This window comes from Mycobacterium sp. ML4 (assembly GCF_054515735.1).
Genome location: NZ_JBTNSY010000013.1, coordinates 134114 through 160276 on the forward strand (window position 1 = coordinate 134114; position 26163 = coordinate 160276).

The following is a 26163-nucleotide window of genomic DNA, read 5'->3' on the forward strand; positions in this document are numbered from 1 at the left end:
ATGAAGTCCCCGGCTTCCGCCCCGCCCGCAGCGTCCTACCGCCAACGCCTTTCGCGGCTGCGTACTTTCGCCACCGCGCCCGAGGGTGGCCCCGCTCGACTGGGACTCATCGGTGCGGTGCTGATCACCACCGGCGGACTTGGCGCCGGCAGCACCCGTCAGCACGACCCGGTGCTGGAGTCGATCCATCTGTCCTGGATGCGTTTCGGCCACGGCCTCGTGTTGTCGTCGATCCTGCTGTGGGTGGGCGTGGCCCTGATGCTGATCGCCTGGTTGCGACTGGGCCGGCGCTGTCTGGAGGGTGGGGCCACCGAGTTCACGATGCGGGCCACCACCGCGTTCTGGCTGGCGCCGCTGCTGCTGTCGGTCCCGGTCTTCAGCCGGGACACCTATTCATATCTCGCGCAGGGCGCCCTGCTGCGCGACGGGCTGGACCCCTACGCGGTCGGACCGGTTGGCAATCCGAACTCACTGCTGGACGATGTCTCGCCTATCTGGACCATCACCACCGCGCCCTATGGTCCGGCGTTCATTCTGGTCGCCAAGGTGGTCACCATGATCGTCGGCAACAACGTCGTCGCCGGGACCATGTTGCTGCGACTGTGCATGCTGCCCGGGCTGGCGCTGCTGATCTGGGCCGCTCCACGATTGGCGCATCATCTGGGCACCGACGGCGCCAAGGCGCTGTGGATCTGCGTGCTGAACCCGCTGGTGCTCATCCACCTGATGGGCGGGGTGCACAACGAGATGCTGATGGTGGGCCTGATGGCGGCCGGCATCGCGCTGACGCTGCAACGCCACCACGTGGCGGGGATCACGCTGCTCACGATCGCGATCGCGGTCAAAGCCACAGCGGGGCTCGCGCTGCCTTTCCTGTGCTGGGTGTGGATGCGGCATCTGCGCGAAGACCGCGGCTGGCGGCCGGTGCAGGCGTTCCTGGCGGCAGCGGCTGCATCGCTGCTGATCTGCATCGCGGGCTTCGCGGTGCTTTCCTGGGTGGCCGGGGTCGGCCTGGGTTGGCTGACCGCGCTGGCGGGCTCGGTCAAGATCATCAACTGGCTGACCATCCCGACCGCGGCGGCCAATCTGATCCACGCCTTCACCAACGGCTTTTTCGCGGTTCAGTTCTACGCCCTGTTGCGCATCGCCCGGCTCATCGGGATTTTCGTCATCCTGGTGTCGCTGCCGGTGTTGTGGTGGCGTTTCCGCCGCGACGACCGGGACGCGCTGCTCGGCATCTTCGGAGTGATGCTGGTCGTCGTGCTGTTCGTCCCCGCCGCGCTGCCCTGGTACTACTCCTGGCCGCTGGCAGTGCTTGCCCCGTTGGCCCAGTCACGCCAGGCGATGGCGGCCATCGCAGGGTTTTCGACCTGGATCATGGTGATCTTCAAACCCGACGGTTCGCACGGCATGTATTCCTGGCTGCATGTCGGGCTGGCGACTGGTTTCGCGATGGTCGCGTGGTACTCGCTGTACCGCGAGTCGGCGCCGAGCGCGGACCCGGCGGTCAGTACGCCATAGCCTGGGCGCGTCGTACCACTTCGCGGGCCTGATGGGCATGAAGCGCGTCAACCGGGCGCGCGTTGTTGAGCGCATCACGCGAGCCGTCGCGGGTGACGGTCAGCGACGGGTCCGGGGTGAACAGCCAGCGGACGATCTCGGTGTCGTGGTAGCCGCCGTCGTGCAGGATCGTCAACAGTCCCGGCAGACTCTTGACGACCTCTCCGGTGTTGGTGAAGAACACCTGCGGTACCACCACCCCGCCGGCGCGGCGCACCGCGACCAGGTTGCCCTCCCGTAGCTGTTGTTGAACCTTGCTGACCGGTATACCGAGCAATTCGGCAACTCGGGACAGGTCGTAGGTTGGCTCGTCAGGATCCAGAACATCGTCGCCGGCCGGAATGCTGCCCACGTTCGCCAGTCTAGAACCTGGCCGGCGGACAAGTCCGCGCGTTCCGCCATTAAATTGCGGGTCCACCTACGATGGCCTGCGTGGTTGGAGGGGACCCGTTGGAGAGCGCCTTGCTGGATGGCCGGTACCTGGTGCAGGCGAAGATCGGCAGCGGCGGAACCTCGACGGTCTATCGGGGGCTGGACACCCGCCTGGACCGGCCGGTGGCACTGAAGGTGATGGACTCCCGTTACGCCGGTGATCAGCAGTTCCTCACCCGCTTCCGGTTGGAGGCACGCACCGTCGCCCGGCTGAAGAACCCGGGCCTGGTGGCGGTATACGACCAAGGTCAGGACGGCAGGCACCCGTTTCTGGTGATGGAGCTCATCGAGGGCGGCACTCTGCGCGAACTGCTCGACGAGCGGGGGCCGATGCCGCCGCACGCCGTGGCAGCCGTGTTGCGCCCGGTCCTGGGCGGTTTGGCGGCCGCGCATCGGGCCGGACTGGTTCATCGTGACGTCAAGCCGGAAAACGTGTTGATCGCCGACAACGGAGAGGTCAAGATTGCGGACTTCGGGTTGGTCCGCGCCGTTGCCGCCGCCGGTATCACGTCGAGCAGCGTCATTCTGGGCACCGCGGCGTATCTGTCGCCCGAGCAGGTCCGCGACGGCAACGCCGGCCCCCGCAGCGATGTGTATTCCGCGGGGATTCTCACCTACGAGATGTTGACCGGGCACACCCCCTTCGGCGGCGACACCGCGCTGTCGATCGCCTATCAGCGACTGGACAACGACGTTCCACCGCCCAGCACTGTAATCGACGGTGTGCCAATACAATTCGACGACTTCGTGGCGTGTGCGACCGCCCGCGATCCGGCGCAGCGGTACGCCGACGCGATCGAGATGGCGGCCGACCTGGAATCGATCGTCGAGGAGCTGGCGCTCCCGGAGTTCCGGGTTCCGGCGCCGCGCAACTCAGCACAGCACCGGTCGCTGGAGCACAGCCGAATGACGCAGCGCCCTGCCCCGACGCCGGCTGCCCACCCGACCCGTCAGTTCACCCGTGAGCCCGCGGAGTCTCCCCCCGCTGCGCGGGCGCAACCGGACGTCGTCGACCGGATGGACGGTGAGGACGTCGCCGATTCCGTCGAATTCGCCGGAATTCCTCTTGACGAGTTCGCCTGGGCGCGCCAGCACAACCGCCGCATGGTGCTGATCTGGGTGGCGGTCGTGCTGACCCTCAACGGGCTGGTCGCGACCGCGGCGTGGACCATCGGCGTACACCTGAGCACACTGCTTTAGTCGCGGAGCATCTCCGCGACCAGGAACGCCAACTCGAGCGACTGCTGGGTGTTCAGCCGTGGATCGCACGCCGTCTCGTAACGGCCCCCCAGATCGGTGTCCGAAATGTCCTGCGCCCCACCCAGACATTCGGTGACGTTCTCGCCGGTGATCTCGACATGGATGCCACCCGGGTGGGTACCCAGGGCGCGGTGCACCTCGAAGAAGCCCTGCACCTCGTCGACGATCCGGTCAAAGTGCCGGGTCTTGTAACCCGTCGAGGACTCGTGGGTGTTGCCGTGCATGGGATCGCACTGCCAGATCACCTGGTGGCCGGTGGCCTGGACCTTCTCGATGATCGGCGGCAGCACGTCACGAACCTTGTTGTTCCCCAACCGGCTGACCAGGGTCAGCCGGCCCGGCTTGTTGTGCGGATCCAGGCGCTCGACGTATTCCACCGCCAGCTCGGGGGTCATCGTCGGGCCGATCTTGACGCCGATCGGGTTGGCGATCACCTCGGCGAAAGCCAGGTGGGCGCCGTCGAGCTGGCGGGTTCGCTCGCCGATCCAGACCGTGTGTGCGGACAGGTCGTAAAGCTTGGGTTCGCCGCCTTCGATATCGGGGTCGTCGGACAGCCGCAGCATGGAGCGCTCGTAATCGAGCACCAGCGCTTCATGGCTGGCGTAGATCTCGGCGGTCTGCAGATTACGGTCGGCCACGCCGCAGGCGCTCATGAAACGCAGGGCGCGGTCGATCTCGGAGGCCAGCGCCTCATACCGGGCACCGGCCGGTGAGGTGCGCACGAACTCGCGGTTCCAGTCGTGCGCCAGGTGCAGCGACGAGAACCCCGACGACGTCAGCGCCCGCACCAGGTTCATCGCCGCGCTGGCGTTGGCGTAGGCCCGCACCAGCCGCGACGGGTCGTGTTGGCGGACCGCGGCGTCGGGAGCGAAGCCGTTGATCATGTCACCGCGGTAGGACTTCAGGCCCAGTGCGTCGATGTCGGCCGAACGCGGCTTGGCGTACTGACCGGCGATGCGGGCCACCTTGACCACCGGCATGCTGGCGCCGTAGGTGAGCACAACCGCCATTTGCAGCAGGGTGCGGATGTTGCCGCGGATGTGCGGTTCGGTGTTGTCGGTGAACGTCTCCGCGCAGTCGCCACCCTGCAGCAAGAACGCCTCGCCCCGGGCCACCTGCGCGAGCTGTTCCTGCAGCCGGACGATCTCGGACGGCACCGTGACCGGCGGTACGCTTTCGAGCACCTTGCGCATCGCCGCCGCGTCGTCGGCGTCCCAGCTGGGCTGCTGCGCGGCCGGCTTGGCCAGTGCGGCGTCCAGCTGCGCCCGCAGGTCGGCAGGCAGCGGCGGCAGCGCCGGCAGCTGGTCGATCGGAATGTCGACGGTCCAGTTCATCGGTCCATGGTAACTGTGGCCGTTCACGGCTGATCAGGGCGAACGCGGCACGCCCGCGTCGGTGGCGGACATGATTATCTGGAAGCGGCGCAGCTGATCCCGCGCGTCGACCAGCGCGTCATGTGCACCCTGGGAGCGAGCCGGCAGCCGCGGCGATCCGCGGTCCTCCCACAGCTGCCGCAGCTCCCGGGTGAACCGGGGGATCGCCCTGGGCAGACTGGGCATCGTCCCCCACAGCTGGCACAGAACCACGTGATCGTAGGCCCCCAGCCAGGCCCACAGCTCGATGGGCTCGGAGCCGTTTACGCCCAGGAACTCCTCGAGATCGGCACGGATCCGCCGTCGCGATCGCCACAGCTGAGACGACGGCGACGGCAGTTTCGGCAGCACGTGCGCCCGAACCCAGTTGCCGGCCCGGCCGGGATCGAATTCCGTGGACACGGCGTAGTACTCGCGACCGTCCTCGGCGACCACCCCGATCGAGATCAGCTCGATGGTGCGGCCGTCCTCGATGAACTCGGTGTCGTAGAAGTACCGCACCGCCGCAGCTTAGTTCGCCGCAGTTGCGCGAGCAGCCGCAAACTCGCACGCTGCAGCGCGCTGCAGCGCGAGTTTGCGGCTGCTCGCGCCAGGGGGGCTAGGTGATCAGGATGGGTCCGGTGGTGTCGGGTGGTGGCGCGGGATGCACCTCGAGATCCAGCTGGGCGTCCACCGTGCGCTCGTCGGGCAGTCGAGGAGTTCCAGCGATGGCGCCCTGCAGCCACAGCTTGGCCTGCACCACGGGACGTCGCCATCGACGCTCGCGCGCCAGCGCTCGGCGCATCTTGGCGGGCCGGGCGGTGTAGCGCCAGCGCGCCCACGGAGCGTGCGGTCGGGACAATCGGACCGCCCCGATGATGAGCAACACCACGACGAACATGCCGAGCAGTCCGGTCCACACCTTGCCCTTGAGCAGCACGATCACCGCCAGGGGCAGGGTGACCACCAGCGCCGGGGCCAGCGTGCTCCGCAGTCTGAGCCAGTCGCCGTCGTACCGGATCGGCAGCACGAACATCAGCGGGTGCAAACCCAGCATCAACAGCCCCGCCACCGCTACCGCGGCGAACACCGCGTCCACCGAGCTGCGGCCGTCTTCTTCCCAGTAGACGTCGGACAGGTGCAGGATCAGCGCGTACTCGTCCAGCACCAGGGCCGCTCCGACTCCGAAAAGAACGGCCGCCAAGGTCAATTGGTGCTGTTGACCGTTGACCGCCAGGGTCACCAGGGTGAGCCCGGACAGCATCACCAGCACCACCCCGAACGCCACGTGGTGAATGTGCACGGTGCCGATGTGGATGTTGCGGGGCTGCCACCATCGCGCCGGCCGGGCCCGGTCGGACCGATGGCGGATGACGCGCACGCACGAACGCGTCACGAAGAAGGTCAGAATGAAGGCGATAAGACAACACAACAGCGGAAGTCGACCGCGGTCGATGATGTCATGCTGCAGCCAGTGGTGCACTCAGAAAAAGCTACGCGCGCCGACCCGCCAACCCCGCACGCCGCGCTGCACGGACAAGATGCGGGGAACGAACGATTAGGCTGTCTCGTGAAAATGAGTAGAAATGAGTAAAGGGCGGTCGCCCGGGGCGGGCAATCGACTCGGGCGGGTTTCGCTATGGTGCCTGCTCTGGCTGCTTGCCGCCCTGGCACTGACAAACACCTGCTGGCAGTTGTTCGGCCACATCCCCTACCGCATCGACATCGACGTGTACCAGATGGGCGGGCGAGCGTGGCTCGACGGTCATTCGCTGTACACCGGCAACGTGATGTTCCACACACCCGTCGTGGACCTGCCGTTCACCTATCCCCCGCTGGCGGCCATCGCGTTCAGTCCGTTCGCCTGGATGGGTATGCCGGTCGCCAGTGTGGCGATCACCGCGCTCACGCTGGTGACGCTGTTAGTCTCGATCACGATCGTGCTGACCCGCCTCGACGTGTGGTCCGAGTCCGATCTGCTGCCCGGTCCGGCCTGGTTGCGCCGCGCGTGGCTGGCGGTCGTGATCGTCGCTCCCGCGTCGATCTGGTTGGAACCGATCGCGGCGAACTTCGCCTTCGGTCAGATCAACGCCGTGCTGATGACGTTGGTGATCGCCGACTGCTTCCCGCGCCGGACACCCTGGCCGCGCGGTCTGCTGCTGGGGCTGGGGATCGCCCTCAAACTCACTCCGGCGGTGTTCCTGCTGTACTTCCTGCTGCGCCGGGACAACCGGGCCGCCCTGACGGCCCTGGCGACTTTCGTGGGCGCGACGTTGGTCGGGTTCGTGTTGGCCTGGCAAGATTCCTGCGAGTACTGGACTCACACGCTGCACCACACGGACCGTATCGGCGAGGCGGCGTTGAACACCGACCAGAACATCGCGGGTTCACTCGCTCGGTTGGGACTCGATCAGCACGAACGTTTCCCGTTGTGGGTGCTGGCTTGCCTGCTGGTGCTGGCCGCGACCATCTGGGCGATGCGCCGGGCGCTCAAGGCCGGCGAGCCGACCCTGGCGATCATCTGCGTCGCCCTGTTCGGGCTGGTGGTTTCGCCGGTGTCCTGGTCGCACCACTGGGTCTGGATGTTGCCCGCGGTGCTGGTGACCGGCGTGCTGGGCTGGCGTCGCCGCAATGCCGCGCTGGGCGTCGTGACCGTCGCGGGCCTGGGTTTGATGCACTGGTCGCCGATCGAGCTGTTGCCCAAGCATCATGAGACGACGGCGAACTGGTGGCGCCAGCTACTCGGGATGTCCTACGTCTGGTGGGCTCTGGCGGTCATCGTCGTTGCCGGTGTCACTGTCACCGCCCAGATTGCACCGTCGCGCTCGACCCCGCGGGAACGTACGCCGGTCGCGGCTGCCTGAGCCGCTCGGCCTTCAACCTGCGGCGGTCTCGGGAATCCGGGCAGCTTCCGACGACTCCTGTTCGTCGCCGTCTTTGGCGCTGCCGTCCTTGACGCTGGCGGCGTAGATATCGACGTACTCCTGACCGGACAGACCCATCAACTCGTACATCACTTCGTCGATCACGGCGCGCTCGATGAAGTGGTTTCCGGCCAGACCGTCGAACCGGGAGAAGTCCATCGGCTTGCCGAAACGAACCGTGACACGGCCGAACCTCAGCATTTTCTTGCCGGGCGGGTTGACGACGTTGGTGCCGATCATCGCGACCGGAATCACCGGGACCCCTGTCTGCAGGGCCAGCCGGGCCAGTCCGGTCTTGCCCTTGTAAAGCCGGCCGTCCGGTGAGCGAGTGCCTTCGGGGTACATGCCCAGCAGCCGGCCCTGACCGAGCAGCCGCTGCGCTGCGTCCAGTGCACCCTGCGCGGCGTCGGCATTGGTGCGGTCGATGGGCACCTGACCGGAGACGGTGTAGAACCAGCGGTTGATCCAGCCCTTGAGGCCCGTGCCGGTGAAGTATTCGGCCTTGGCCAAAAACCAGATTCGGCGGCGCACCACCAGCGGCAGGTAGAAGCTGTCTGCCACCGCGAGGTGGTTGCTGGCCAGGATCGCCGGACCCGAACTCGGGATGTGTTCCAGTCCTTCGACTTTCGGACGACCCAGCAACGTGAACAGTGGGCCCATGAAGATGTACTTAAACAGGTAGTACCACATGGCCCTCCCTCTCGCCTCCGCACCCGTTGTTGTCTGCGCCAACTGTACCCACCCGCGCTGGCTGCGACCACCTCGCGAGACCTGGCCTACCGCAAGCTCACTCCTGCAGCCTGACCGGGATGGGCTGGTACCCCGTCTTGGTACCGCCGCCGCCGTTGGTGGGCTGCGCGGGCTGTTCGGGGGGAACGTCGTCGCCGGACGGCTCATCCTGCGCCGCCGACGAACGGTCGATGTCCTCGACGATGGCCTTGATCACTTCCAGCAGGGCGACGCTGTGGTTGGCGATGACCGTCACCAGTGGGTGCTGTTCACCACTGACCGCCGCCGCCAGCGCGCACACCGGGCACCACACCTGCTGGCACTTGCCCGGCGCGCCGCTCGACGCCATGGTGGCCGCCGCCCGCACCGCGGGGTCGATTCCGTCCAGGATCGCCTGGGCGAGCCTGCGCAGTTCGGGGCCGATGTCGGTGTGAGGCCCACTCACTTCGGCCATACCTCCGGATCGGGTTGGAAACGGACAGTCAGCTCACTGCCCCTTAGATGCGCGTCCAGCACCGTACACCGCCGCAACACCGACGCCAACCGAACTCGGCGGCGTACGCCGCCCGCACCGATGATCAGGTCGTCGTCGGAGCGGCCCAGCGTCAGCGATCCGGCGTCGAGTTGGGGCAGGGTGAGCCGCATCCGGTACACCGAATCCAGGCCCGAGCCCGACTCCAGGTCGACGACCGGATGCAGGGGTCCGGGGGGCGGCGCGCCGCGGCGGCGGCGCGCGCTGTCGAGCAGTCCGCCCAGCGCCTTCGGCCCGATCGGCTCACCGGCCTGGTGCGCGACCAGCACCAGTGCGACGTCGCCGATCGTGGCGTCGAGTTCCTCCAGTACGGCGCGTTGCTCGGAGATGCGTTCGGCATACCAGTAGAACGCGGGATGGTCGGGCAGACTGCGGTACTCGTAGGTCTCGTCGCGGACCAGGACCTGATTCACCAGCAGCTCCTCGATCCGCACCCCCATCAACGCCAATGATCCCAGCGTGCGGGCCGCTTCAGCGGCGACCACCCGCTCGGGCGTGAGCACCAGGTGGGCGCTGACCAGGTTGCCGTCGGTCAGCAGGGAGCTCAGGTGCTCGACGCCTGCGCTGGTGCGTTCGAGCAGTTGCACCACCGCGGCCGAACGAGGGTCATCGGCGCCGATACTCAGCCTGCGATGCCGCGGCCACGCGCGTTCGACGTACAGCCCGAAAGTGGCGGGCAGGGTCAACATCCGCAGCGCATCGGCGGTCGAGGCGCAATCGACCACGATGCGATCCCACCGTCCCGACATCGCAAGTTCGCCGACGGCGTGCAGGCCGAGCACTTCCTGAATCCCGGGCAGCGCCGAAAGCTCCTCGGGCGCAATGCGACTCAGCTCAGATTCCGGGAACCGCGCATCCAGCGCGCCCACCACATGGCGCCAGCGGTCCTCGAGCAGGGCCAGCGTGTCCAAAGCCAGGGCGTCCAGAAAGCCGCCACCGGCGCCGGAGTCGTCGGCGTGCACGCGGACGGGTTCGCCGTGCCCGGTCGGTGGGACCGGGACGCCCAGCACGTCACCGAGGGAATGGGCCTGGTCGGTCGAGACGACCAGCACGCGCTGTCCAGCGCTGGCATCGCTCACTGCGGTCGCACATGCCAGGGTGGACTTTCCTACCCCACCCTTACCGACGAAAAGGCTGATCCGGGCCGGGGTCGGCGCGACGGAATCGCTCAGCCCTCGACTCGTTTCTTCAGATCCTTCAAAGCGCCGTCGATCAATCTGCGCTCGGCCTTGCGCTTGAGCATCCCGATCATCGGGATGGCCAGGTCTACCGCCAGCTCATAGGTGACCTCGGTGCCAGAATCCTTGGGCGCCAGAATGTATGACCCCTCGAGCGACTTGAGCAGGGAGCTCGATTCCAGGGTCCAGCTCAGCGACTTGCGATCGGCAGGCCACTCGTAGTTCATGATCAGGGTGTCTTTGAAGATGGTCGCGTCCATCAGCATCCGCGCCTTCTTCGGGTAGCCGTCGTCGGTGGCCTCGAGGACTTCGACTTCCTTGTACTCGTTGATCCACTCGGGGTAGGACTCGATGTCGGCGATCGCCTTCATCACCTCAGCTGGATCCGCGTCGATGTAGATCGTCTGATTCGTCTTGTCCGCCACTTGGCTGCTTCCCTTTCCCGGCCGACCCCGGTCAGTGCGGGAGTGCCCCGGTCTCCCTGCAGAAACGCTACTCGCTATTGCCAACCTTGATCCGGTTAAACTACCGGAGAACTGCCGACGGGACGCGAGTGTTCCAGGGTCGTTTTCACCTCGAACGCCATTTTCTTGCCCGCCACCCGACGGCGGTGTGTCATTTTAGCCAGGTTCAGCTTGGCCAGCTCGGGACCCGAGACCCCGGTCGGTTCCGCGTGCAGAAAATAGTGCAGGATCACCCCGTCCATCGACGGTTCCAGCCAGATCTCCATCGTGCCGGTCAGGGGGCCACTCACCGCCCACCGGATTCCCTTCTCGGCACGATCCTCGGTGACCTGCAGCTGCAGGTCCGGCCACCAGCGACGCCACTGCGACCGGTCGGCGATTGCGGCCCCCACCAGTGCGCCCGCGGCGGCGACGTAGGTTTCGTCGGCGATCTGGATGGTGTTCATCGCCTCAGCTTCACATACCCGGCTGTGCGGGTCGGTGCGGCCCCTTGCCCGTCTGGCAATCCACGCTGAGCCCCGACCGGCCTTCGCCATGCTGCGCGAATAACCCGGATAGGCTGGTGCCAGCAAGCCGGCCGGCAATAGCGCCACCCATGGTCCAGGGAGGTAATCAGAGTGCGCCAGTACAGTGTCCCTGCCCGCTTCTCCGTTTACGATCACGACCACGTGGCCGCCGTGGTGTACGAGCACGAGCGCAACGATCCCGACTACGTCATTTACCGGCGCAAAGTCGACGGCGCCTGGACGGATGTCACCTGCGCCGAGGCGGCCAACCAGATTCGTTCCGTTGCACTGGGTTTGATTTCGCTAGGAGTGCAGGCGGGCGACCGCGTCTCGATCTTCTCGGCCACCTGCTACGAATGGGCGATCCTTGACCTGGCCATCTTGTCGATCGGTGCGGTGACGGTGCCGATCTACGAGACATCGTCGGCCGAACAGGTCCGCTGGGTGTTGCAGGATTCCGAAGCCGTGCTGGTGTTCGCCGAGACCGACGCGCACGCCGCAATCGTCACCGAACTCACCGGCGACCTGCCCGCCCTGCGCCGGGTGCTGCACATCAACGGTTCGGGTCCCAAGGCGCTCGACCAGTTGGTGGAGGCCAGTGCATCCGTCGATGCCGCCGACTTGACGGCGCGGCAGACTGCGCTGCAGGCCGACGATCCGGCGACGCTCATCTATACCTCCGGCACCACGGGACGACCCAAGGGCTGCCAGCTCACGCATTCGAATCTGCTGCACGAGATCCGCGGCACCGGCGAGTGTCTGCCGACGCTGTTGTGCGAGGGTCAGCGACTGCTGATTTTCCTGCCGCTGGCCCACGTACTGGCCCGGGCGCTCACCCTGGCGGCATTCGCCAGCAAAGTGACTGTTGGATTTACCAGCGACATCAAGAACCTGCTGCCACTGCTGGCCGAGTTCAAACCAACGGTGGTGGTTTCGGTTCCGCGAGTGTTCGAGAAGGTCTACAACACCGCCGAGCAGAATGCCGCCAATGACGGCAAAGGCCCGATCTTCAAAGCGGCCGCACAGACCGCGGTCGATTGGAGCCGCGCCCAAGACAACGGAAAGCCGGGACTGGTACTGCGCGCCAAGCACGCGCTGTTCGACCGGCTGGTGTACCAGAAGCTTCGGTCGGCGCTGGGTGGCGACTGCCGTGCCGCCGTCTCCGGGGGTGCGCCGCTGGGCGCACGGCTGGGGCACTTCTACCGCGGCGTGGGAGTGACCATCTACGAGGGCTACGGTCTCACCGAGACCAGCGCGGCGATCACCGTGAATCAGATCAATGCCCTCAAGATCGGCACCGTGGGCAAGCTGGTGCCCGGCAACAGCCTGCGCATCGCCGAGGACAGGGAGCTGCTGGTACGCGGCGGCGTGGTGTTCACCGGCTACTGGCGCAACGAGAAAGCCACCGAGGAAGCCTTCACCGACGGCTGGTTCCGTACCGGCGATCTCGGCGCTGTCGACGAAGACGGCTTCGTCAGCATCACCGGCCGCAAGAAGGAACTCATCGTCACCGCAGGCGGAAAGAACGTCGCGCCCGCGGTACTGGAGGACCAGCTGCGGGCCCACCCGTTGATCAGCCAGGCGATGGTCGTCGGCGACGCCAAGCCGTTCATCGGCGCGCTGATCACCATCGACGCGGAGGCCTTCGAAGGCTGGAAGCACCACCACCACAAGGCCGCCGCAGCGACCGTAGCCGACCTGGCAACAGACCCGGATCTGATGGCCGAGGTCGACGCGGCGGTCAAGCAAGCCAACCAACAGGTGTCCCACGCGGAGTCGATCCGCAAGTTCCGCATCCTGCCCGTCGACTTCACCGAGGACACCGGCGAGCTGACACCGACGATGAAGGTCAAGCGCAACGTGGTCGCCGAAAAATTCGCTTCCGCCATCGAAGCGATCTACGCCAAGGACTAACCGGCGTCCAGCAGGCCCCTCAGCCGGTCGGCCAGGACGTCCCAGCGCCAGTCCGTTCGCACCCAGTCCCGCCCGGCGGCACCCATGGCGGCCGCGCGGTCGCGATCGGTGAGTAGCTCGACGACCGCGTCGCCGATGTCCTGCACCGAGTGGCCGTCGACCACCAGCCCGGTCTTGTCGTGCTGGACCGCTTCCGGAGCCCCGCCCGAGTCACCTGCCACCACGGGTACCCCCGTCGCCGAAGCCTCCAGAAAGACGATGCCGAGTCCCTCGACGTCCATGCCGGCACCCCGGGTGCGACATGGCATCGCGAAGACGTCCGCCATAGCGTGGTGGGCGGGCAGCTCATCACCGGGCACAGCGCCGGCAAAAACCACGTGGTCTTCCACCTCGAAGTCGCGGGCCAGCCTGCGCAAGGTCTCGAGGTAGGGACCACCGCCCACAATCACCAGGGCGGCCCCGTTCACCCGCTCGCGGATCGACGGCAGCGCTTTGATCAGCATGTCCTGTCCCTTGCGGGGAACCAGCCGCGACAGGCACACGATGGTCGGACGATCGCCCAGCACGTAGCGCCGGCGCAACTCGGCGCGGGCGGCCGGATCGGGCCGGAACCTGTCGCTGTCCACTCCGGGAGGCAGGTACTGCAGGGCCGCCTTCGACCCGAACGCCGGAGCGAACCGTGATCGGGTGTAGCGGCTGACGAAGGTCACGACGTCGGTGTGATCACCGATGCTGCGCAGCACCGAGCGCGCGACCGGGAGCATCGACCAGCCCACTTCGTGACCGTGGGTGCTGGCCAGCACTCGCTTGGCCCCGGCCTCCCGGGCGCGCGGCGCCATCAGGGCCAGCGGGGCGGCCGCGCCGAACCAGACGGTGTCGATGTCATGGTCTGCAATGAGCCGACGCATCCGGATGTCGACGGTAGGCACGGGCAGCATCAGCGTGGTGGGATGGCGTATCACGCGATAGCCCGCCGCCTCAGCGGCGTTGTCAAAAGCCTCGGCGCCCTTCCACTTTGGCGCGTACACCAGGACGTCGTGCGACCGGGAGTCGACCAGCCGTCGGACGAACTCCCCGAGATAGGACTGGATGCCCCCGCGTCGGGGCGGAAAATCGTTGGTTACCAGCAGAACTCGGCTCACCCCGTGAGGTTAGCGGGCCAGGAAACTGCGCGAGCGCGGCGCGGTGTATTTCCGGTCGCTCGCGGCGGGTCGTCAGCCGACGCGGCTCGTCGCCCACTCCCGCCAGCGGGGCAGCAGAGCGGCGGTGTCGGCTCCGAGTGTCGTTCCCAGCGCGCTCGGCAGATCAGCATGTCCAACGCCGCAGGCCGCCGAATAAAGCGCACGCAAGGTGACCGGCCCGTAGGTGTCGACGACGAATCTGGCGAACCACCAAGCCCGGTCGTAGCCCAGCGCACGCTGCGGGCCCGGCACGTCGAGGTCGTCGTCCGAGGGCAGCGACCGCAGTGCCGCCGGCGCGTCGGCGGGCAGCGCCGACTGCGGGCGGCCGACGAAGTCGGCCACCCCCTCGGTGAGCCAGCGCGGCGCGTCCGATGCGGTGTCGACCCGAGCAGCGTAATGAAAAAGCTCATGGCGCAACACTATTCGCAATGCCGCAGTGCTCATGCGAGTTGCACCGGGAGCCAACACGATCCGAGCTCCAACCATCGTGCGAGTCGACGGATCGACCCGATCGACCACCGTCACCGCCGCAATGTCCGCCCACCGCGAGGCCGGACCGCCCCCCGCTATCCGCCGAAATTGCTCGTCGGAGCCCGTGGCCACCACCGCGATCTCATGCGTCCAGCCGGGCCCCCAGAACCCCTCGACCGCATCGACAGCGCCGCCCAGATCAGCGGCGACCCGCGACAGTAGGCGAGCGGTCTGCGCGCCGCCCAGATCGACCAGACGCACGACACGGTCACCGATCACCGCCATCGACGTGAGCGGGTCGGCGGGGCGGGTGACCGCTGACGCGGCCACTGCGGGCCGGTCAGGCACCGGCAGCACAAGCACCGCGGTCAGTTCAGCAACGAAGACACACGCCAGCAGAAACTGCCGCCGTCGCCGAGAAAGCGAAACCGTCAGTAGCGTCGGGCGTCGTAGATCGGACCGGACGAGTCCATCGGCACCACGCGCACCGGCTGCCCGTACGTGGAGGAGTGGACCATCATCCCGTCGCCGATGTAGATGCCCGTGTGAGAGGCGTCGGAGTAGAAGGTCAGCACGTCCCCCGGCTGCAGGTCATTGAGTGACACCGGCTGACCGCCGTGCGCGAGCGCCTGACTGGAGTGCGGAAGCGCGATGCCCGCCTGCTGGAAGGCCCACATGACCAAGCCGGAGCAGTCGAATCCGCCGGGCCCGGCACCGCCCCAGACGTAAGGGCTTCCAATCTGAGTCAGCGCAGCCTGTACGACCGTTGCCCGGTCGCCGCTACCCCCGCCGCCGATGAACGGCACGTTGGAGGCTCCGCCCGGCATGGGCGCTCCGCCGGGGGCCGGGACACCGTCCGGCGGCGCCGGCGCACCCGGCGCCAACGCGTCGGGAGCTGGTTCACCCGGAGCGCGGTCCGGAACGCGATCGGGCACCGGCCCGGGGTTGGCCAGCGCGGTGCGCTGGTCCGGCGTCAACGCTTGATACTGAGACTTCACGACGGCGATCTGCACCTGCAACTGACTCTGCTTGTGCTGCAGGTTGGCTCGCACCGCCGCGGCCTGCTCGGCAGCGGCCTTGGCGTCGGCGGCCGACTTGGCGGAAGCCTGCTCAGCCTTGGCGGCTTCCTCGCCCGCAGCCTTGAAACTGGCCATCTGCGAAGACATTTGACCCGCCATCACGCGCTGCACCGCCAGCCCGTCGATCAACAGCTGCGGCGACCCGGCAGTCAGGATGGCGTCCAAACCGTCGGTGCGACCACCCATATACGTTGCGGCGGCAACCTTGTTCACGGCGCTCTGGAAGTTGGCCAACCGCGCTCGGGCCGCTTCCAGCTTGGCCTGGTCGTCAGTCAGCTTCCGTTCCGCGGCCTGTTGGGCGGCCAGCTTCTCGTTCAAGTCGAGTTGAGCGCTGTGCATCGCCTCGGTCGTCTGCTCGGCCTGCCGGGAGAGCTCGTTGAGCTTCGCCAACGCGTCGTCGGCCGGATCGGCCAGCACACCGGCGGCCGTAATGCCCGAGAACACGATGAAGCTCGCCAACGAACCAAGGACAGACCGCCTGATAATACGCGCGATCGAATGCCTACAGTCGAGCCTCAAGATTTTGCTTCCTTAAACTGCCATCGACGTAGATGCGCCGAGCTGGTTTAGGTCTCAAACAGGTTACGAAACGATATCGACGTTTGTCCAAAGGGAGGACTTAAGAAATTAGATAGATTTATGTCATTTCTATGTGAGGCAGGGTTTCTGGACTCGTTGACCCTACACGACCTTTAAGCGACTCCCTTGGGTGACACATCACGGTCGCGCCGCATCGGTACCAGGCGCAACCGCGGAGCCAGCCCCGCCTCGGCCAACGTCTCCAGCGCGACTTGCTCGTCGTACGAGAGCGTTTCGGGCACCCCCAACAGAACACTCACCACGCACTCGCGGCATCCAGGTCCGCGTACCGCGCAGTCGTCGCAGTCGATGACCACCGGCTCACCCGGTCTGGCCGGCGCGCCCCCTGGCCTTTCGATTCCGCTGCTGTATGTCATTTGGATCGGTCCTCTCCGTGGGCTATTCCGTCGCCGAGTCGCACGAGCATCGCACGCTAACCGCGGGCACCGACATCTCTGGATCGGCGATCGTGCGGGCCGACCGGGACCGGCGTGGGAACCGGGCAGTGTCGGTGCGGATCCCTAACGTCACCGCCATGGGTACGACCGGCGGGACTCAACTCAGTTTCACCGGGCTGGTCGCATCCGACGAACTTTCCCTAGGCGAGACCACCTTCGTCGTCGTCGATCTGGAAACCACCGGCGGACGCGCCAGGGGGCAGGACGGCACCACCCCGGATGCGATCACCGAAATCGGTGCGGTCAAGGTGTGCGGCGGGACCGTCCTCGGGGAATTCGCCACCCTGGTAGACCCGCAACGCAGCATCCCCCCACAGATCGTCCGGCTGACCGGCATCACCACCGCGATGGTGTGTGACGCTCCAACCATCGAGGCCGTCCTGCCGATGTTCCTGGACTTCGCCGGCGACGCGGTGTTGGTGGCCCACAACGCCGGCTTCGACATCGGCTTCCTGCGCGCCGCCGCCGAACGATGCCAACTCAGCTGGCCGCGACCGCGGGTGTTGTGCACGGTTCGGCTGGCGCGCCGGGTGTTGAGTCGCGAAGAAGCTCCCAGCGTGCGGTTGGCCGAGCTGGCACGGATCTTCGCGGTGGCGACCCAGCCCACCCACCGAGCTCTCGACGACGCCCGCGCCACCGTCGACGTCCTGCACGCCCTCATCGAGCGAGTCGGCAACCAGGGCATCCACACCTACGCCGACCTGCGCTCGTACCTCCCGGACGTCACCCCCGCCCAGCGCCGCAAGCGGGTGCTGGCCGACGGTCTGCCGCACCGGCCCGGGGTCTACCTGTTCCGCGGGCCGTCCGGCGAGGTGCTCTACATCGGCACCGCGGTCGACCTGCGACGCCGGGTGAGCCAGTACTTCACCGGTGCCGACCCACGTCGCCGGATGAAGGAGATGGTCAACCTCGCCAGCTCCGTGGACCACGTGGAATGCGCGCACGCACTGGAAGCGGGTGTGCGGGAATTGCGGCTGCTGGCCGCCCACGCCCCGCCGTACAACCGCCGGTCGAAGTTTCCGCACCGCTGGTGGTGGGTGGTGCTCACCGACGAGCCGTTCCCCCGGTTCTCGGTGATCCGCAATCCACGCCACCAGAGCACCATCGGCCCGTTCCGGTCACGCACCGACGCCGCGGACACCGCGGCGCTGCTGGCCCGCTTCACCGGCGTGCGGACGTGCACCAAGCGGCTTGGCCGTTCGGCGGTGCACGGTCCGGCGTGTCCCCAGGTGGAGCTGTCGCCCTGTCCCGGCGCCCGCGATGTGACGGCCGGGCAGTATGGCGAAGCGACGCGGCGCGCCCGGGCGTTGATCGACGGATCGGACAGCTCGGCGCTGGCCGCGGCCGTCGACCAGGTTGCGGTGCTGGCCGGGCGTCACCACTACGAGAGCGCGGCCCGCCTGCGCGACCACGTCGCCACCGCCGTCGAGGCGCTGTGGCGTGGACAGCGGCTGCGGGCTTTGACGGCACTGCCCGAGCTGGTCGCCGCGGCACCCGACGCAGCGGGCGGCTACCAGTTCGCCGTCATCCGCTATGGCCAGCTCGCGGGTGCCGGCTGTGCCCAGCGCGGGGTCCCCCCGATGCCGGTGGTCGACGCCATCCAGGCGGGCGCCCAGACGATCCTGACATCGCCGGCCCCGCTGGGCGGCGCATTGGTCGAGGAGACCACTCTCATCGCGCGCTGGCTGGCGACGCCCGGGGTGCGCATCGTGCGGGTGACGGGCGCCGCCGAAGCGGGTTGGGCGTCCCCGGTGGGGTCGGCAGGCGCGTGGGCGGCGTGGGCGGCGACCGCACGTTCGGCACGGCTGGCCGGACTTCAGGCGCCGGGCTCGATTGCCCCGCTCCTCCTCGGCCCCAGCGGGCCGCATCGTCGCAGCGCGGGCTCGATTGCCCCGCTCCTCCTCGGCCCCGGCGGGCCGCATGGTCGCGGCGCGGAGTTCGATTGCCCCGCTCCTCCTCGGCCCCAGCGGGCCGCATCGTCGCGGCGCGGAGTTCGATTGCCCCGCTCCTCCTCGGCCCCAGCGGGCCGCATCGTCGCGGCGCGCGGCGCACTCAGATCTGCTGGCTGAACCGCACCCATCGCGCGAGCAGGTCTTCGGCCGCGCCGCTGTCGATCGCGGCATCGGCCCGCTGCAACCCCTCTTCCCACGCCGGCAACCATCCAGCGCGACTGGATAGTCCTGCGTGGGCGACGAGTGCCCCCGCGGCGTTGAGCACCACCGCGTCGCGCACCGGTCCTCGGGCGCCGGCCAGCACCGCGCGAACCTCGGCGGCATTGGCCGCGGCGTCGCCACCGCGCAGCTCATCGAGCTCAGCGCGTGCGAATCCGAAGCCGGCGGGATCGAACTTCAACTTGTCCACGGTCCCCGCCTGCACCCGCCAGATGGTGCTCGTCGTGGTCGTGGTCAGTTCGTCAAGGCCGTCGTCGCCGTGCACCACCAGCACGCTTGAGCGCCGCGCAGCAAACACACCTGCCATCACTTCAGCGAGGTCGGCGAAGGCGCAGCCGATCAACCCGGCTCGAGGCCTTGCCGGATTCGTCAGCGGCCCAAGGAGATTGAACACCGTCGGCACACCGATCTCGCGGCGCACCACAGACGCATGACGGTACGACGGGTGAAATTGCGGCGCAAAGCAAAATCCGATCCCCAGCTCGGCCAGGCTGCGCGCGACCTCGTCGGGCCCCAGATCGATACGCACTCCGAGCGCCTCCAGCGTGTCGGCGCCACCCGACAACGAGGACGCCGCCCGGTTGCCGTGTTTGACCACGGGCACACCGGTGGCCGCCACCACGATCGAAGCCATCGTGGACAGGTTCACCGTGTTGACCCCGTCGCCGCCGGTGCCGACCACGTCGACAGCGTCGTCGGGGATGGCGCCGACGGGCATGCGACGGGCGTGGTCGAGCATTACGCCGGCCAGTTGGCTCACTTCGTCGGGCGTCGGGCCCTTCATCTTCATCGCCACGGCGAACGCCGCGATCTGGGCCGGCTGCGCACTGCCGCTCATGATCTGGTCCATCGCCCAGGCGGCCTGGACGCGCGTCAAGTCCTGCCGTTCGGTCAGGCGCCCCAGCACCTGCGGCCACGACGGCGCGGCGGACGAACCAGCCTCGGACGACGCAGCCACGTCGCCGATGGTCCCACGAGAATCCCTCGCTCCCAACCAAGCCCGGCCAAGCCCGCCCCGAGGTCCCGCGACACGAAATCCCGGAAATTCCTGACCCGGGTAGTCTTCGACAACTACAAAGCGTCATACTTGCGGATGTGACGAGTGCTGTAGGGACCTCGGGTACTGCGATTACGTCGCGAGTGCATTCGCTGAACCGCCCCAACATGGTCAGTGTTGGCACCATAGTGTGGCTTTCTAGCGAGCTCATGTTCTTTGCTGGCCTGTTCGCGTTCTACTTCACGGCGCGAGCGCAGGCCGGCGGGAACTGGCCGCCGCCGCCCACCGAGCTGAATCTGTATCAGGCGGTGCCGGTGACGCTGGTGCTCATCGCGTCTTCGTTCACCTGCCAGATGGGTGTGTTCGCGGCCGAACGCGGCGACGTTTTCGGCCTGCGCCGCTGGTACGTGATCACCTTCCTGATGGGGCTGTTCTTCATCTGCGGCCAGGCCTACGAGTACGTGCACCTGGTGACGCACGGGACCACGATCCCCGGCAGCGCCTACGGCAGCGTGTTCTATCTGGCCACCGGCTTCCACGGCCTGCACGTCACCGGCGGGCTGATCGCGTTCATCTTCCTGCTGGTGCGAACCACCATGAGCAAGTTCACTCCGGCGCAGGCCACCGCCAGCATCGTCGTCTCCTACTACTGGCACTTCGTCGACATCGTCTGGATTGCTCTGTTCGCCGTGATCTATTTCATCCGATGAGCCCGCGGCTCCCGAATACACCAATGAACAGGAGTGCTCGGTTGAAGAAATTTGGGTTCACCCCATCCGGTGACAGCAAGAGTGTTCGTTCGCGGCGGCGTCTGCACCGGCGGCTGTCTGGCGGACTCCTGCTGCTGATCGCCCTGACCATCGCCGGCGGCCTGGCCGCCGTGCTGACGCCGGCACCGCAGGTCGCGGTCGCCGACGAGTCGGGCTCGGCCATGCTGCGGACCGGCAAGCAACTCTTCGACACCTCATGCGTGTCGTGCCACGGCGCCAACCTGCAGGGCGTGACCGACCACGGCCCCAGCCTGATCGGTGTCGGCGAGGCGGCCGTCTACTTCCAGGTGTCGACCGGCCGGATGCCCGCCATGCGCGGCGAGGCGCAGGCGCCGCGCAAAGAGCCGATCTTCGACGAGGCGCAGATCGATGCCCTCGGCGCCTACGTCCAGGCCAACGGCGGTGGTCCGACGGTGGTGCGCAACCCGGACGGCAGCCTGGCAATGCAGTCGCTGCGTGGCACCGACCTCGGCCGCGGCGGCGACCTGTTCCGACTCAACTGCGCCTCATGCCACAACTTCACCGGCAAGGGCGGCGCGCTGTCGTCCGGCAAGTACGCACCTGACCTGGGCGAGGCCAACGAGCAGCAGATCCTCACCGCCATGCTGACCGGGCCGCAGAATATGCCCAAGTTCGCCGACCGCCAGCTGTCGTTTGAAGCGAAGAAAGACATCATCGCCTACGTGCGCACCGCCGCCGAGGAACGCTCCCCGGGCGGTTACGGACTGGGTGGATTCGGACCCGCGCCCGAGGGCATGGCGATGTGGATCATCGGCATGGTCTCCGCAATCGGGCTGGCACTGTGGATTGGGGCGCGAGCATGAGCGACGAACCGCACGGGACCGACGGCGCTAGAGGGGACGTCGGCTCCGACACTGACACCACCACCCACTCGGGTCAGACGGAGCCCGACGACGCGGCCCTGGCGGGCATGTCACGCGAGGAACTGCTGGAGCTGGGCAGCACGATCGACGGCGTCCAGATCGTCTACAAGGAGCCGCGCTGGCCCGTCGAGGGCACCAAGGCCGAAAAGCGGGCCACGCGCGGGGTCGCCGCCTGGCTTTTGCTGGGCGGCGGATTCGGGCTTGCCCTGCTGCTGGTCTTCCTGTTCTGGCCGTGGGAGTACAAGCCGACCGGCTCCTCGGGCAACCTCCTGTATTCGCTGGCCACTCCGCTGTACGGGTTCACCTTCGGGATGTCCATCCTGTCCATCGCCATCGGCGCAGTGCTCTTCCAGAAACGCTTTATCCCAGAAGAGATCACGATCCAGGATCGCCACGACGGCGCCTCCAGAGAGATCGACCGCAAGACGGTGGTGGCCAACCTGGCCGACGCGTACGAGGGCTCGACCGTCGGACGGCGCAAGCTGATCGGCGCATCTCTGGGGATAGGCCTGGGAGCATTCGGCCTGGGCACCCTGGTGGCGTTTGCCGGCGGCCTGATCAAGAACCCGTGGAAACCCGTCGTTCCCACCGCCGAGGGCCAGAAGGCGGTGCTGTGGACCTCCGGCTGGACCCCGCGCTACAAGGGCGAAACGATCTACCTGGCGCGGGCGACCGGCTTACATGACGGTCCACCCTTCCTCAAGATGCGCCCGGAAGACATGGACGCCGGCGGGATGGAGACCGTGTTTCCGTGGCGGGAGTCCGACGGTGACGGCACCACCGTGGAATCTCACGAAAAGCTGCAAGAGATCGCGATGGGCGTCCGCAACCCGGTGATGCTCATCCGGATCAAACCCAGCGACGTGGACCGCGTGGTCAAGCGACAGGGCCAGGAGAGCTTCAACTTCGGCGAGTTCTACGCCTACACCAAGGTATGCTCGCACCTGGGTTGTCCCGCATCGCTGTACGAACAACAGTCCTACCGAATCTTGTGCCCGTGTCACCAGTCGCAGTTCGACGCATTGCATTTCGCCAAGCCGATCTTCGGCCCGGCGGCTCGCGCGTTGGCTCAGCTGCCCATCACAATCGACTCCGACGGGTATTTCGTCGCCAGCGGTGACTTCATCGAACCCGTGGGACCGGCATTCTGGGAGCGCACAACAACATGAGTCCAAAATTGAGTCCCCCGAAGATCGGCGACGTCCTGGCCGGCCAGGGTGAAGCCATCGACTCGCGCTATCACCCGTCCGCGGCGGTGCGGCGCCAGCTCAACAAGGTGTTCCCGACGCACTGGTCGTTCCTGCTCGGTGAGATAGCGCTCTACAGCTTCATCGTGCTGCTGATCACCGGCGTGTACCTGACCCTGTTCTTCGACCCGTCGATGGCCGAGGTCACCTACAACGGCGTGTACCAGCCGCTGCGCGGCGTCGAGATGTCACGGGCTTACGAGACGGCGCTTGACATTTCGTTCGAAGTGCGCGGTGGTCTGTTCGTCCGACAGATCCACCACTGGGCGGCGCTGATGTTCTCGGCGTCGATCATGGTGCACATGGCGCGCATCTTCTTCACCGGCGCCTTCCGCCGGCCCCGTGAGGCGAACTGGGTGATCGGGTCGCTGCTGCTGATCCTGTCGATGTTCGAGGGTTACTTCGGCTACTCGTTGCCCGACGACCTGCTGTCCGGCATCGGGCTGCGCGCGGCGCTGTCGTCGATCACGCTGGGCATGCCGATCATCGGCACCTGGCTGCACTGGGCGCTGTTCGGCGGCGACTTCCCGGGCACGATCCTGATCCCGCGGCTCTACGCGCTGCACATCCTGCTGATCCCGGGCACCATCCTTGCCCTGATCGGCGCTCACATGGCGTTGGTGTGGTTCCAGAAGCACACACAGTTCCCCGGACCGGGCCGCACCGAGCACAACGTCGTCGGCGTGCGCGTCATGCCGACCTTCGCGGTCAAGTCCGGTGCTTTCTTCGCCTGCATCGTCGGTGTGCTGGGCCTGATGGGCGGTCTGCTGCAGATCAACCCGATCTGGAACCTGGGTCCCTACAAGCCTTCTCAGGTTTCGGCGGGCTCGCAGCCCGACTTCTACATGATGTGGACGGAAGGTCTGGCTCGTATCTGGCCGCCATGGGAGTTCTACTTCTGGCACCACACCATTCCGGCGGTGGTCTGGGTGGCGATCATCATGGGCCTCGTTTTCGTCCTGCTGATCATCTATCCCTTCTTGGAGAAGCGGTTCACCCGCGACTACGCGCACCACAATCTGCTGGTGCGTCCGCGGGATGCTCCGGTGCGCACCTCGATCGGCGCGATGGCGATCAGCTTCTACATGGTGCTCACGCTGTGCGCGATGAACGACATCATCGCGTTCAAGTTCCACATCTCGCTGAATGCGACGACGTGGATCGGGCGTATCGGCATGGTGATTCTGCCGCCGCTGGTGTACTTCATCACCTACCGGTGGGCCGTCGGGCTGCAGCGCAGTGACCGTGCGGTGCTCGAACACGGCGTCGAGACCGGAATCATCAAGCGGCTGCCGCACGGTGCCTACATCGAGCTGCACCAGCCGCTCGGACCGGTCGACGACCACGGCCACCCGATCCCGCTGGGGTACCAGGGTGCCGCCTTGCCCAAGAAGATGAACAAGCTGGGCTCGGCCGGATCCCCGGGTAGCGGCAGCTTCCTGTTCGCCGATCCGGCGTCGGAGGACGCGGCGTTGCGGGAGGCGGGCCATGCCGCCGAAGTCCGTGCGCTCACCGCCCTGCGTGAGCACCAGGAGGGCTCTAACGGCTCCTCCAACGGCTCCAACGGTTCGACCGACGGCGGGCACAACTAGGGCCCGAGCGAGGCACTGAGCCGCCGTCCCCGGTTTCCGGGGGCGGCGGCTTGCCTTATACCGCTGCGCGTTTCGGGCCTCGGGGGCTCCAGCGTGCGGTCGGGGCGGGCTCGCGGTCAGAATCCCACCCTCGCTACACGCTGAAGGCCCCGCGATACACGCCGAAGGCGGGCAGCAACAGAAAACTCAGTGCGCGGCCTGGCCGCGGCGCAGTTGCCGCACGTAGAGAACTTCGACGGCCGGCAGAACCGCTGCGATCACTCCCGCAAACCCGTAGCTGACCCACGACGCACCGTCGTGGCCGGCCGCCATCAAGTACGTCGCCACCGCGGCCGCGATGAGCGACGTACCTATCACGCTGGTCAGCGCGAGGGCTCCGCGCAGCCAGATCCGGTCGACCACCGCTCCCGACCACTCATCAAGGGCGCCATACGCTTTCACCGCCTCGCGGCGCGCCGGCTCGAGCGGGGTGCGTGTCCCGGATCGCGCGGCGGGCCGCCCCGGCCTGACCGCTCCACCCTGTAGGGCCCGCGACCGCACCACGGGTTCCAGCTGCGTCATGCGGCGGGCCCGCACCAACACCGGGATGGCACCGGCGATGATCAGCGCGGAGACGACGATGACGGCATACAGCACCCACGTGGTGTGCGGAGTCCGCGCCATCTTGTGGAAGCCACGGCCGAGGTCGGCCAGCGCGACGGCCGCCGCGACGCTGACGCCGACCAGCACCAGCCATATCCCGGCGCAGGCGCCGATCATGATGCGGTCGATGATGTCGGGGTTGACCACCGGGTCCGGCCCGCGCCGATACGCCGAATACTTACCCACCATCAGCAGCTCGTCTGGGGCGAGTCATTGGTGTTGGACGACAACACCGTTCCGTCACTGGTGATGATCGAGCAGTTCAGTCGGCTGACACGGAAGAGGCTGGATGCCTCCACCGAACCCACGTCCGATTGCGAGATCGGCGTGACGGTCATCGACCACGGTATGTACACGTTGTGCTGCGTCCGGCGCCGGCCCGACGCATCGACATAGGTGACCGAGATGATGTCACCCGGAGCTTTGGTGCCGGTCACCGAGTACGTGACCTGCCGGGGACCGGCTGGTGTGGTGGTCGTGGGCGGTGGCGCCGCGGCGGTGGTGCTGGTGGCCGGCGGCGGCGCGCCGGTAGTCGAGGGCGGCGGCGGCGGTGGCGGCGGCGGGGGCGTCACAGTTACTGTCTGCGTCTCCGTTGCGGTAGGGGTTTCGGGCGGCGGCGGTGGCGGTGGCGGCTCAGAGGACGGCGGCGGAGGGGGCTCCGACGTGGGCGGCTTGGTGGTGGTGATCTGATCCTGTACCGGCGGCGCCGAGGAGGTGGTGGTCGCTGGATTGGCGAGTTGGCTGGTACTGGTCCGCGTCACCAGCAGTGACACCGCCACGACCAGCGAGATCGCCGCCAGAATCGCGGCCACACCGACCACCCATGGCCAACGCGGAGACCGGTCGTCATCCGGGTCGGCGTCGTCATAGCTGTCATAGTCGTACAGCGCCAGGTCGCTCGCCAGGTAGGGGCTGCTGAAGAGTTCGGACTCGGGTGCGGAATAGGCACGTGAGTAGGCGTCGGTCTCAGCTGCGGGCGCCACCTCGCCCGCGTCATCGAGGGGCGCCAGCTCGTCGCCATGATCGAGTTCGTCGCTGTTGCTGACGGATCCGGGTTGGGCGGGCTCGCTGGCAAGGTCGGGTTCGTCAGGATCCCGTCCCGGCGGATTCGGCCCGCTCATGTCTGCCTACCCTGTCCAACTACCCCACCAGCGCGCGGGGCTCCGCGGCTGCTTCCGTGCACTACGTGAAAACTCATCGTGCCTCGGAAACCCTACCCAACCGGCCGGGACACAGGTCCC

At 67.2% G+C, this 26163-nt stretch carries 25 protein-coding genes; 9 read left to right on the forward strand and 16 right to left on the reverse strand.

All coding sequences use genetic code 11. The features are described 5' to 3' along the window. The gene (locus tag ACX9NE_RS16555) at positions 1-1521 is read left to right on the forward strand and encodes an alpha-(1->6)-mannopyranosyltransferase A (RefSeq protein ID WP_459362400.1); all 1521 of its coding nucleotides are present in this window, start codon (positions 1-3) and stop codon (positions 1519-1521) included. Here the strand turns inward: ACX9NE_RS16555 and ACX9NE_RS16560 are convergent. Further along, positions 1508-1912 (reverse strand): Rv2175c family DNA-binding protein, encoded by a 405-nt coding sequence (locus ACX9NE_RS16560; protein WP_459362399.1) that lies wholly within the window; start codon positions 1910-1912, stop codon positions 1508-1510. The genes ACX9NE_RS16555 and ACX9NE_RS16560 overlap by 14 nt on opposite strands. An 80-nt stretch (positions 1913-1992) precedes the next feature. Between ACX9NE_RS16560 and ACX9NE_RS16565 the strand changes: the two genes are divergently transcribed. Next, positions 1993-3192, forward strand: a complete 1200-nt coding sequence (locus ACX9NE_RS16565; RefSeq protein WP_459362398.1) for a protein kinase domain-containing protein — start codon at positions 1993-1995, stop codon at positions 3190-3192. On the opposite strand, the gene ACX9NE_RS16570 is transcribed toward ACX9NE_RS16565, so the two are convergent. The 3 genes from ACX9NE_RS16570 to ACX9NE_RS16580 all read right to left on the reverse strand — a co-directional run bounded on the left by ACX9NE_RS16570 (position 3189) and on the right by ACX9NE_RS16580 (position 6087). Next, the gene (locus ACX9NE_RS16570) at positions 3189-4586 is read right to left on the reverse strand and encodes a class II 3-deoxy-7-phosphoheptulonate synthase (RefSeq protein WP_459362397.1); all 1398 of its coding nucleotides are present in this window, start codon (positions 4584-4586) and stop codon (positions 3189-3191) included. The genes ACX9NE_RS16565 and ACX9NE_RS16570 overlap by 4 nt on opposite strands. 33 nt (positions 4587-4619) lie before the next feature. Beyond that, complete coding sequence (locus tag ACX9NE_RS16575) at positions 4620-5126, reverse strand: polyadenylate-specific 3'-exoribonuclease AS (protein WP_459362396.1); 507 nt, start codon at positions 5124-5126, stop codon at positions 4620-4622. Between the two features lie 97 nt (positions 5127-5223). Further along, the gene (locus tag ACX9NE_RS16580; RefSeq protein ID WP_459362395.1) at positions 5224-6087 is read right to left on the reverse strand and encodes a hypothetical protein; all 864 of its coding nucleotides are present in this window, start codon (positions 6085-6087) and stop codon (positions 5224-5226) included. A 103-nt stretch (positions 6088-6190) separates the two neighbouring features. On the opposite strand from ACX9NE_RS16580, the gene ACX9NE_RS16585 reads away from it, so the two are divergent. Then, entirely contained in the window at positions 6191-7468 is a 1278-nt protein-coding gene (locus ACX9NE_RS16585; RefSeq protein WP_459362394.1) for a glycosyltransferase 87 family protein, read from the forward strand. A 12-nt stretch (positions 7469-7480) separates the two neighbouring features. Here ACX9NE_RS16585 and ACX9NE_RS16590 read toward each other — a convergent pair whose 3' ends face one another. The 5 genes from ACX9NE_RS16590 to ACX9NE_RS16610 all read right to left on the reverse strand — a co-directional run bounded on the left by ACX9NE_RS16590 (position 7481) and on the right by ACX9NE_RS16610 (position 10877). Continuing rightward, positions 7481-8218: a lysophospholipid acyltransferase family protein gene (locus ACX9NE_RS16590; RefSeq protein WP_459362393.1), complete on the reverse strand. Its 738-nt coding sequence runs from the start codon at positions 8216-8218 to the stop codon at positions 7481-7483. A 97-nt stretch (positions 8219-8315) separates the two neighbouring features. Beyond that, positions 8316-8702, reverse strand: a complete 387-nt coding sequence (locus tag ACX9NE_RS16595; protein ID WP_459362392.1) for a hypothetical protein — start codon at positions 8700-8702, stop codon at positions 8316-8318. Further along, positions 8699-9961 carry an ArsA family ATPase gene (locus ACX9NE_RS16600; protein ID WP_459362491.1) on the reverse strand — a complete coding sequence of 421 codons (1263 nt, stop codon included), beginning with the start codon at positions 9959-9961 and terminating at the stop codon, positions 8699-8701. Before ACX9NE_RS16600 ends, ACX9NE_RS16595 begins: the two co-directional genes overlap by 4 nt. Beyond that, positions 9958-10392: an SRPBCC family protein gene (locus ACX9NE_RS16605; RefSeq protein WP_459362391.1), complete on the reverse strand. Its 435-nt coding sequence runs from the start codon at positions 10390-10392 to the stop codon at positions 9958-9960. Before ACX9NE_RS16605 ends, ACX9NE_RS16600 begins: the two co-directional genes overlap by 4 nt. A gap of 95 nt (positions 10393-10487) precedes the next feature. Beyond that, on the reverse strand, positions 10488-10877 hold the full coding sequence (locus ACX9NE_RS16610) for a polyketide cyclase / dehydrase and lipid transport (RefSeq protein WP_459362390.1): 390 nt from the start codon (positions 10875-10877) through the stop codon (positions 10488-10490). 171 nt (positions 10878-11048) lie between these two features. Here ACX9NE_RS16610 and ACX9NE_RS16615 point away from each other — a divergent pair, with 171 nt between their 5' ends. Next, a complete protein-coding gene (locus ACX9NE_RS16615) occupies positions 11049-12851 on the forward strand; it encodes an AMP-dependent synthetase/ligase (protein ID WP_459362389.1) in 1803 nt (600 codons plus the stop codon). Here ACX9NE_RS16615 and pimB read toward each other — a convergent pair. The 4 genes from pimB to ACX9NE_RS16635 form a co-directional block, all read right to left on the reverse strand. Next, positions 12848-13993: a GDP-mannose-dependent alpha-(1-6)-phosphatidylinositol monomannoside mannosyltransferase gene (gene pimB / locus ACX9NE_RS16620; RefSeq protein WP_459362388.1), complete on the reverse strand. Its 1146-nt coding sequence runs from the start codon at positions 13991-13993 to the stop codon at positions 12848-12850. The two genes, ACX9NE_RS16615 and pimB, sit on opposite strands and share 4 nt — an antisense overlap. Before the next feature lie 72 nt (positions 13994-14065). Beyond that, complete coding sequence (locus ACX9NE_RS16625; RefSeq protein WP_459362490.1) at positions 14066-14902, reverse strand: hypothetical protein; 837 nt, start codon at positions 14900-14902, stop codon at positions 14066-14068. A gap of 32 nt (positions 14903-14934) precedes the next feature. Next, positions 14935-16101 carry a peptidoglycan hydrolase RipC gene (gene ripC, locus ACX9NE_RS16630; protein WP_459362387.1) on the reverse strand — a complete coding sequence of 389 codons (1167 nt, stop codon included), beginning with the start codon at positions 16099-16101 and terminating at the stop codon, positions 14935-14937. Positions 16102-16274: 173 nt separating this feature from the next. Then, positions 16275-16538: a hypothetical protein gene (locus tag ACX9NE_RS16635; protein WP_459362386.1), complete on the reverse strand. Its 264-nt coding sequence runs from the start codon at positions 16536-16538 to the stop codon at positions 16275-16277. Positions 16539-16672: 134 nt separating this feature from the next. On the opposite strand from ACX9NE_RS16635, the gene ACX9NE_RS16640 reads away from it, so the two are divergent. After that, complete coding sequence (locus tag ACX9NE_RS16640; protein ID WP_459370737.1) at positions 16673-18688, forward strand: DEDD exonuclease domain-containing protein; 2016 nt, start codon at positions 16673-16675, stop codon at positions 18686-18688. Here ACX9NE_RS16640 and trpD read toward each other — a convergent pair. Further along, positions 18672-19748, reverse strand: coding sequence for an anthranilate phosphoribosyltransferase (trpD, locus tag ACX9NE_RS16645; protein ID WP_459362385.1), 1077 nt, complete (start codon positions 19746-19748; stop codon positions 18672-18674). The genes ACX9NE_RS16640 and trpD overlap by 17 nt on opposite strands. A 137-nt stretch (positions 19749-19885) precedes the next feature. Here trpD and ctaE point away from each other — a divergent pair, with 137 nt between their 5' ends. The 4 genes from ctaE to qcrB are packed head-to-tail and all read left to right on the forward strand — an operon-like array spanning position 19886 to position 24280. Then, entirely contained in the window at positions 19886-20497 is a 612-nt protein-coding gene (gene ctaE, locus ACX9NE_RS16650) for an aa3-type cytochrome oxidase subunit III (RefSeq protein ID WP_055578990.1), read from the forward strand. Between the two features lie 41 nt (positions 20498-20538). Next, complete coding sequence (gene qcrC, locus ACX9NE_RS16655) at positions 20539-21381, forward strand: cytochrome bc1 complex diheme cytochrome c subunit (protein ID WP_459362384.1); 843 nt, start codon at positions 20539-20541, stop codon at positions 21379-21381. Continuing rightward, on the forward strand, positions 21378-22610 hold the full coding sequence (gene qcrA / locus ACX9NE_RS16660) for a cytochrome bc1 complex Rieske iron-sulfur subunit (protein WP_459362383.1): 1233 nt from the start codon (positions 21378-21380) through the stop codon (positions 22608-22610). Before qcrC ends, qcrA begins: the two co-directional genes overlap by 4 nt. After that, positions 22607-24280: a cytochrome bc1 complex cytochrome b subunit gene (qcrB, locus tag ACX9NE_RS16665; RefSeq protein WP_459362382.1), complete on the forward strand. Its 1674-nt coding sequence runs from the start codon at positions 22607-22609 to the stop codon at positions 24278-24280. The genes qcrA and qcrB overlap by 4 nt, the downstream gene beginning before the upstream one ends. A gap of 186 nt (positions 24281-24466) precedes the next feature. Here qcrB and ACX9NE_RS16670 read toward each other — a convergent pair whose 3' ends face one another. Further along, positions 24467-25111, reverse strand: a complete 645-nt coding sequence (locus ACX9NE_RS16670; protein ID WP_459362381.1) for a DUF2561 family protein — start codon at positions 25109-25111, stop codon at positions 24467-24469. Next, positions 25111-26043, reverse strand: coding sequence for an MmpS family transport accessory protein (locus tag ACX9NE_RS16675; RefSeq protein WP_459362380.1), 933 nt, complete (start codon positions 26041-26043; stop codon positions 25111-25113). The genes ACX9NE_RS16670 and ACX9NE_RS16675 overlap by 1 nt, the downstream gene beginning before the upstream one ends. Positions 26044-26163 lie beyond the last annotated feature (120 nt).

What these genes read in the sequence shown, in the direction of transcription:
- ACX9NE_RS16555 (WP_459362400.1), top strand. Translation starts at nt 1, where the DNA reads ATGAAGTCCCCGGCTTCCGCCCCGCCCGCAGCGTCCTACCGCCAACGC.
- ACX9NE_RS16570 (WP_459362397.1), bottom strand. Translation starts at nt 4,586, where the DNA reads ATGAACTGGACCGTCGACATTCCGATCGACCAGCTGCCGGCGCTGCCG.
- ACX9NE_RS16585 (WP_459362394.1), top strand. Translation starts at nt 6,191, where the DNA reads ATGAGTAAAGGGCGGTCGCCCGGGGCGGGCAATCGACTCGGGCGGGTT.
- ACX9NE_RS16590 (WP_459362393.1), bottom strand. Translation starts at nt 8,218, where the DNA reads ATGTGGTACTACCTGTTTAAGTACATCTTCATGGGCCCACTGTTCACG.
- ACX9NE_RS16610 (WP_459362390.1), bottom strand. Translation starts at nt 10,877, where the DNA reads ATGAACACCATCCAGATCGCCGACGAAACCTACGTCGCCGCCGCGGGC.
- ACX9NE_RS16635 (WP_459362386.1), bottom strand. Translation starts at nt 16,538, where the DNA reads ATGACATACAGCAGCGGAATCGAAAGGCCAGGGGGCGCGCCGGCCAGA.
- qcrA (WP_459362383.1), top strand. Translation starts at nt 21,378, where the DNA reads ATGAGCGACGAACCGCACGGGACCGACGGCGCTAGAGGGGACGTCGGC.
- qcrB (WP_459362382.1), top strand. Translation starts at nt 22,607, where the DNA reads ATGAGTCCAAAATTGAGTCCCCCGAAGATCGGCGACGTCCTGGCCGGC.
- ACX9NE_RS16670 (WP_459362381.1), bottom strand. Translation starts at nt 25,111, where the DNA reads ATGGTGGGTAAGTATTCGGCGTATCGGCGCGGGCCGGACCCGGTGGTC.
- ACX9NE_RS16675 (WP_459362380.1), bottom strand. Translation starts at nt 26,043, where the DNA reads ATGAGCGGGCCGAATCCGCCGGGACGGGATCCTGACGAACCCGACCTT.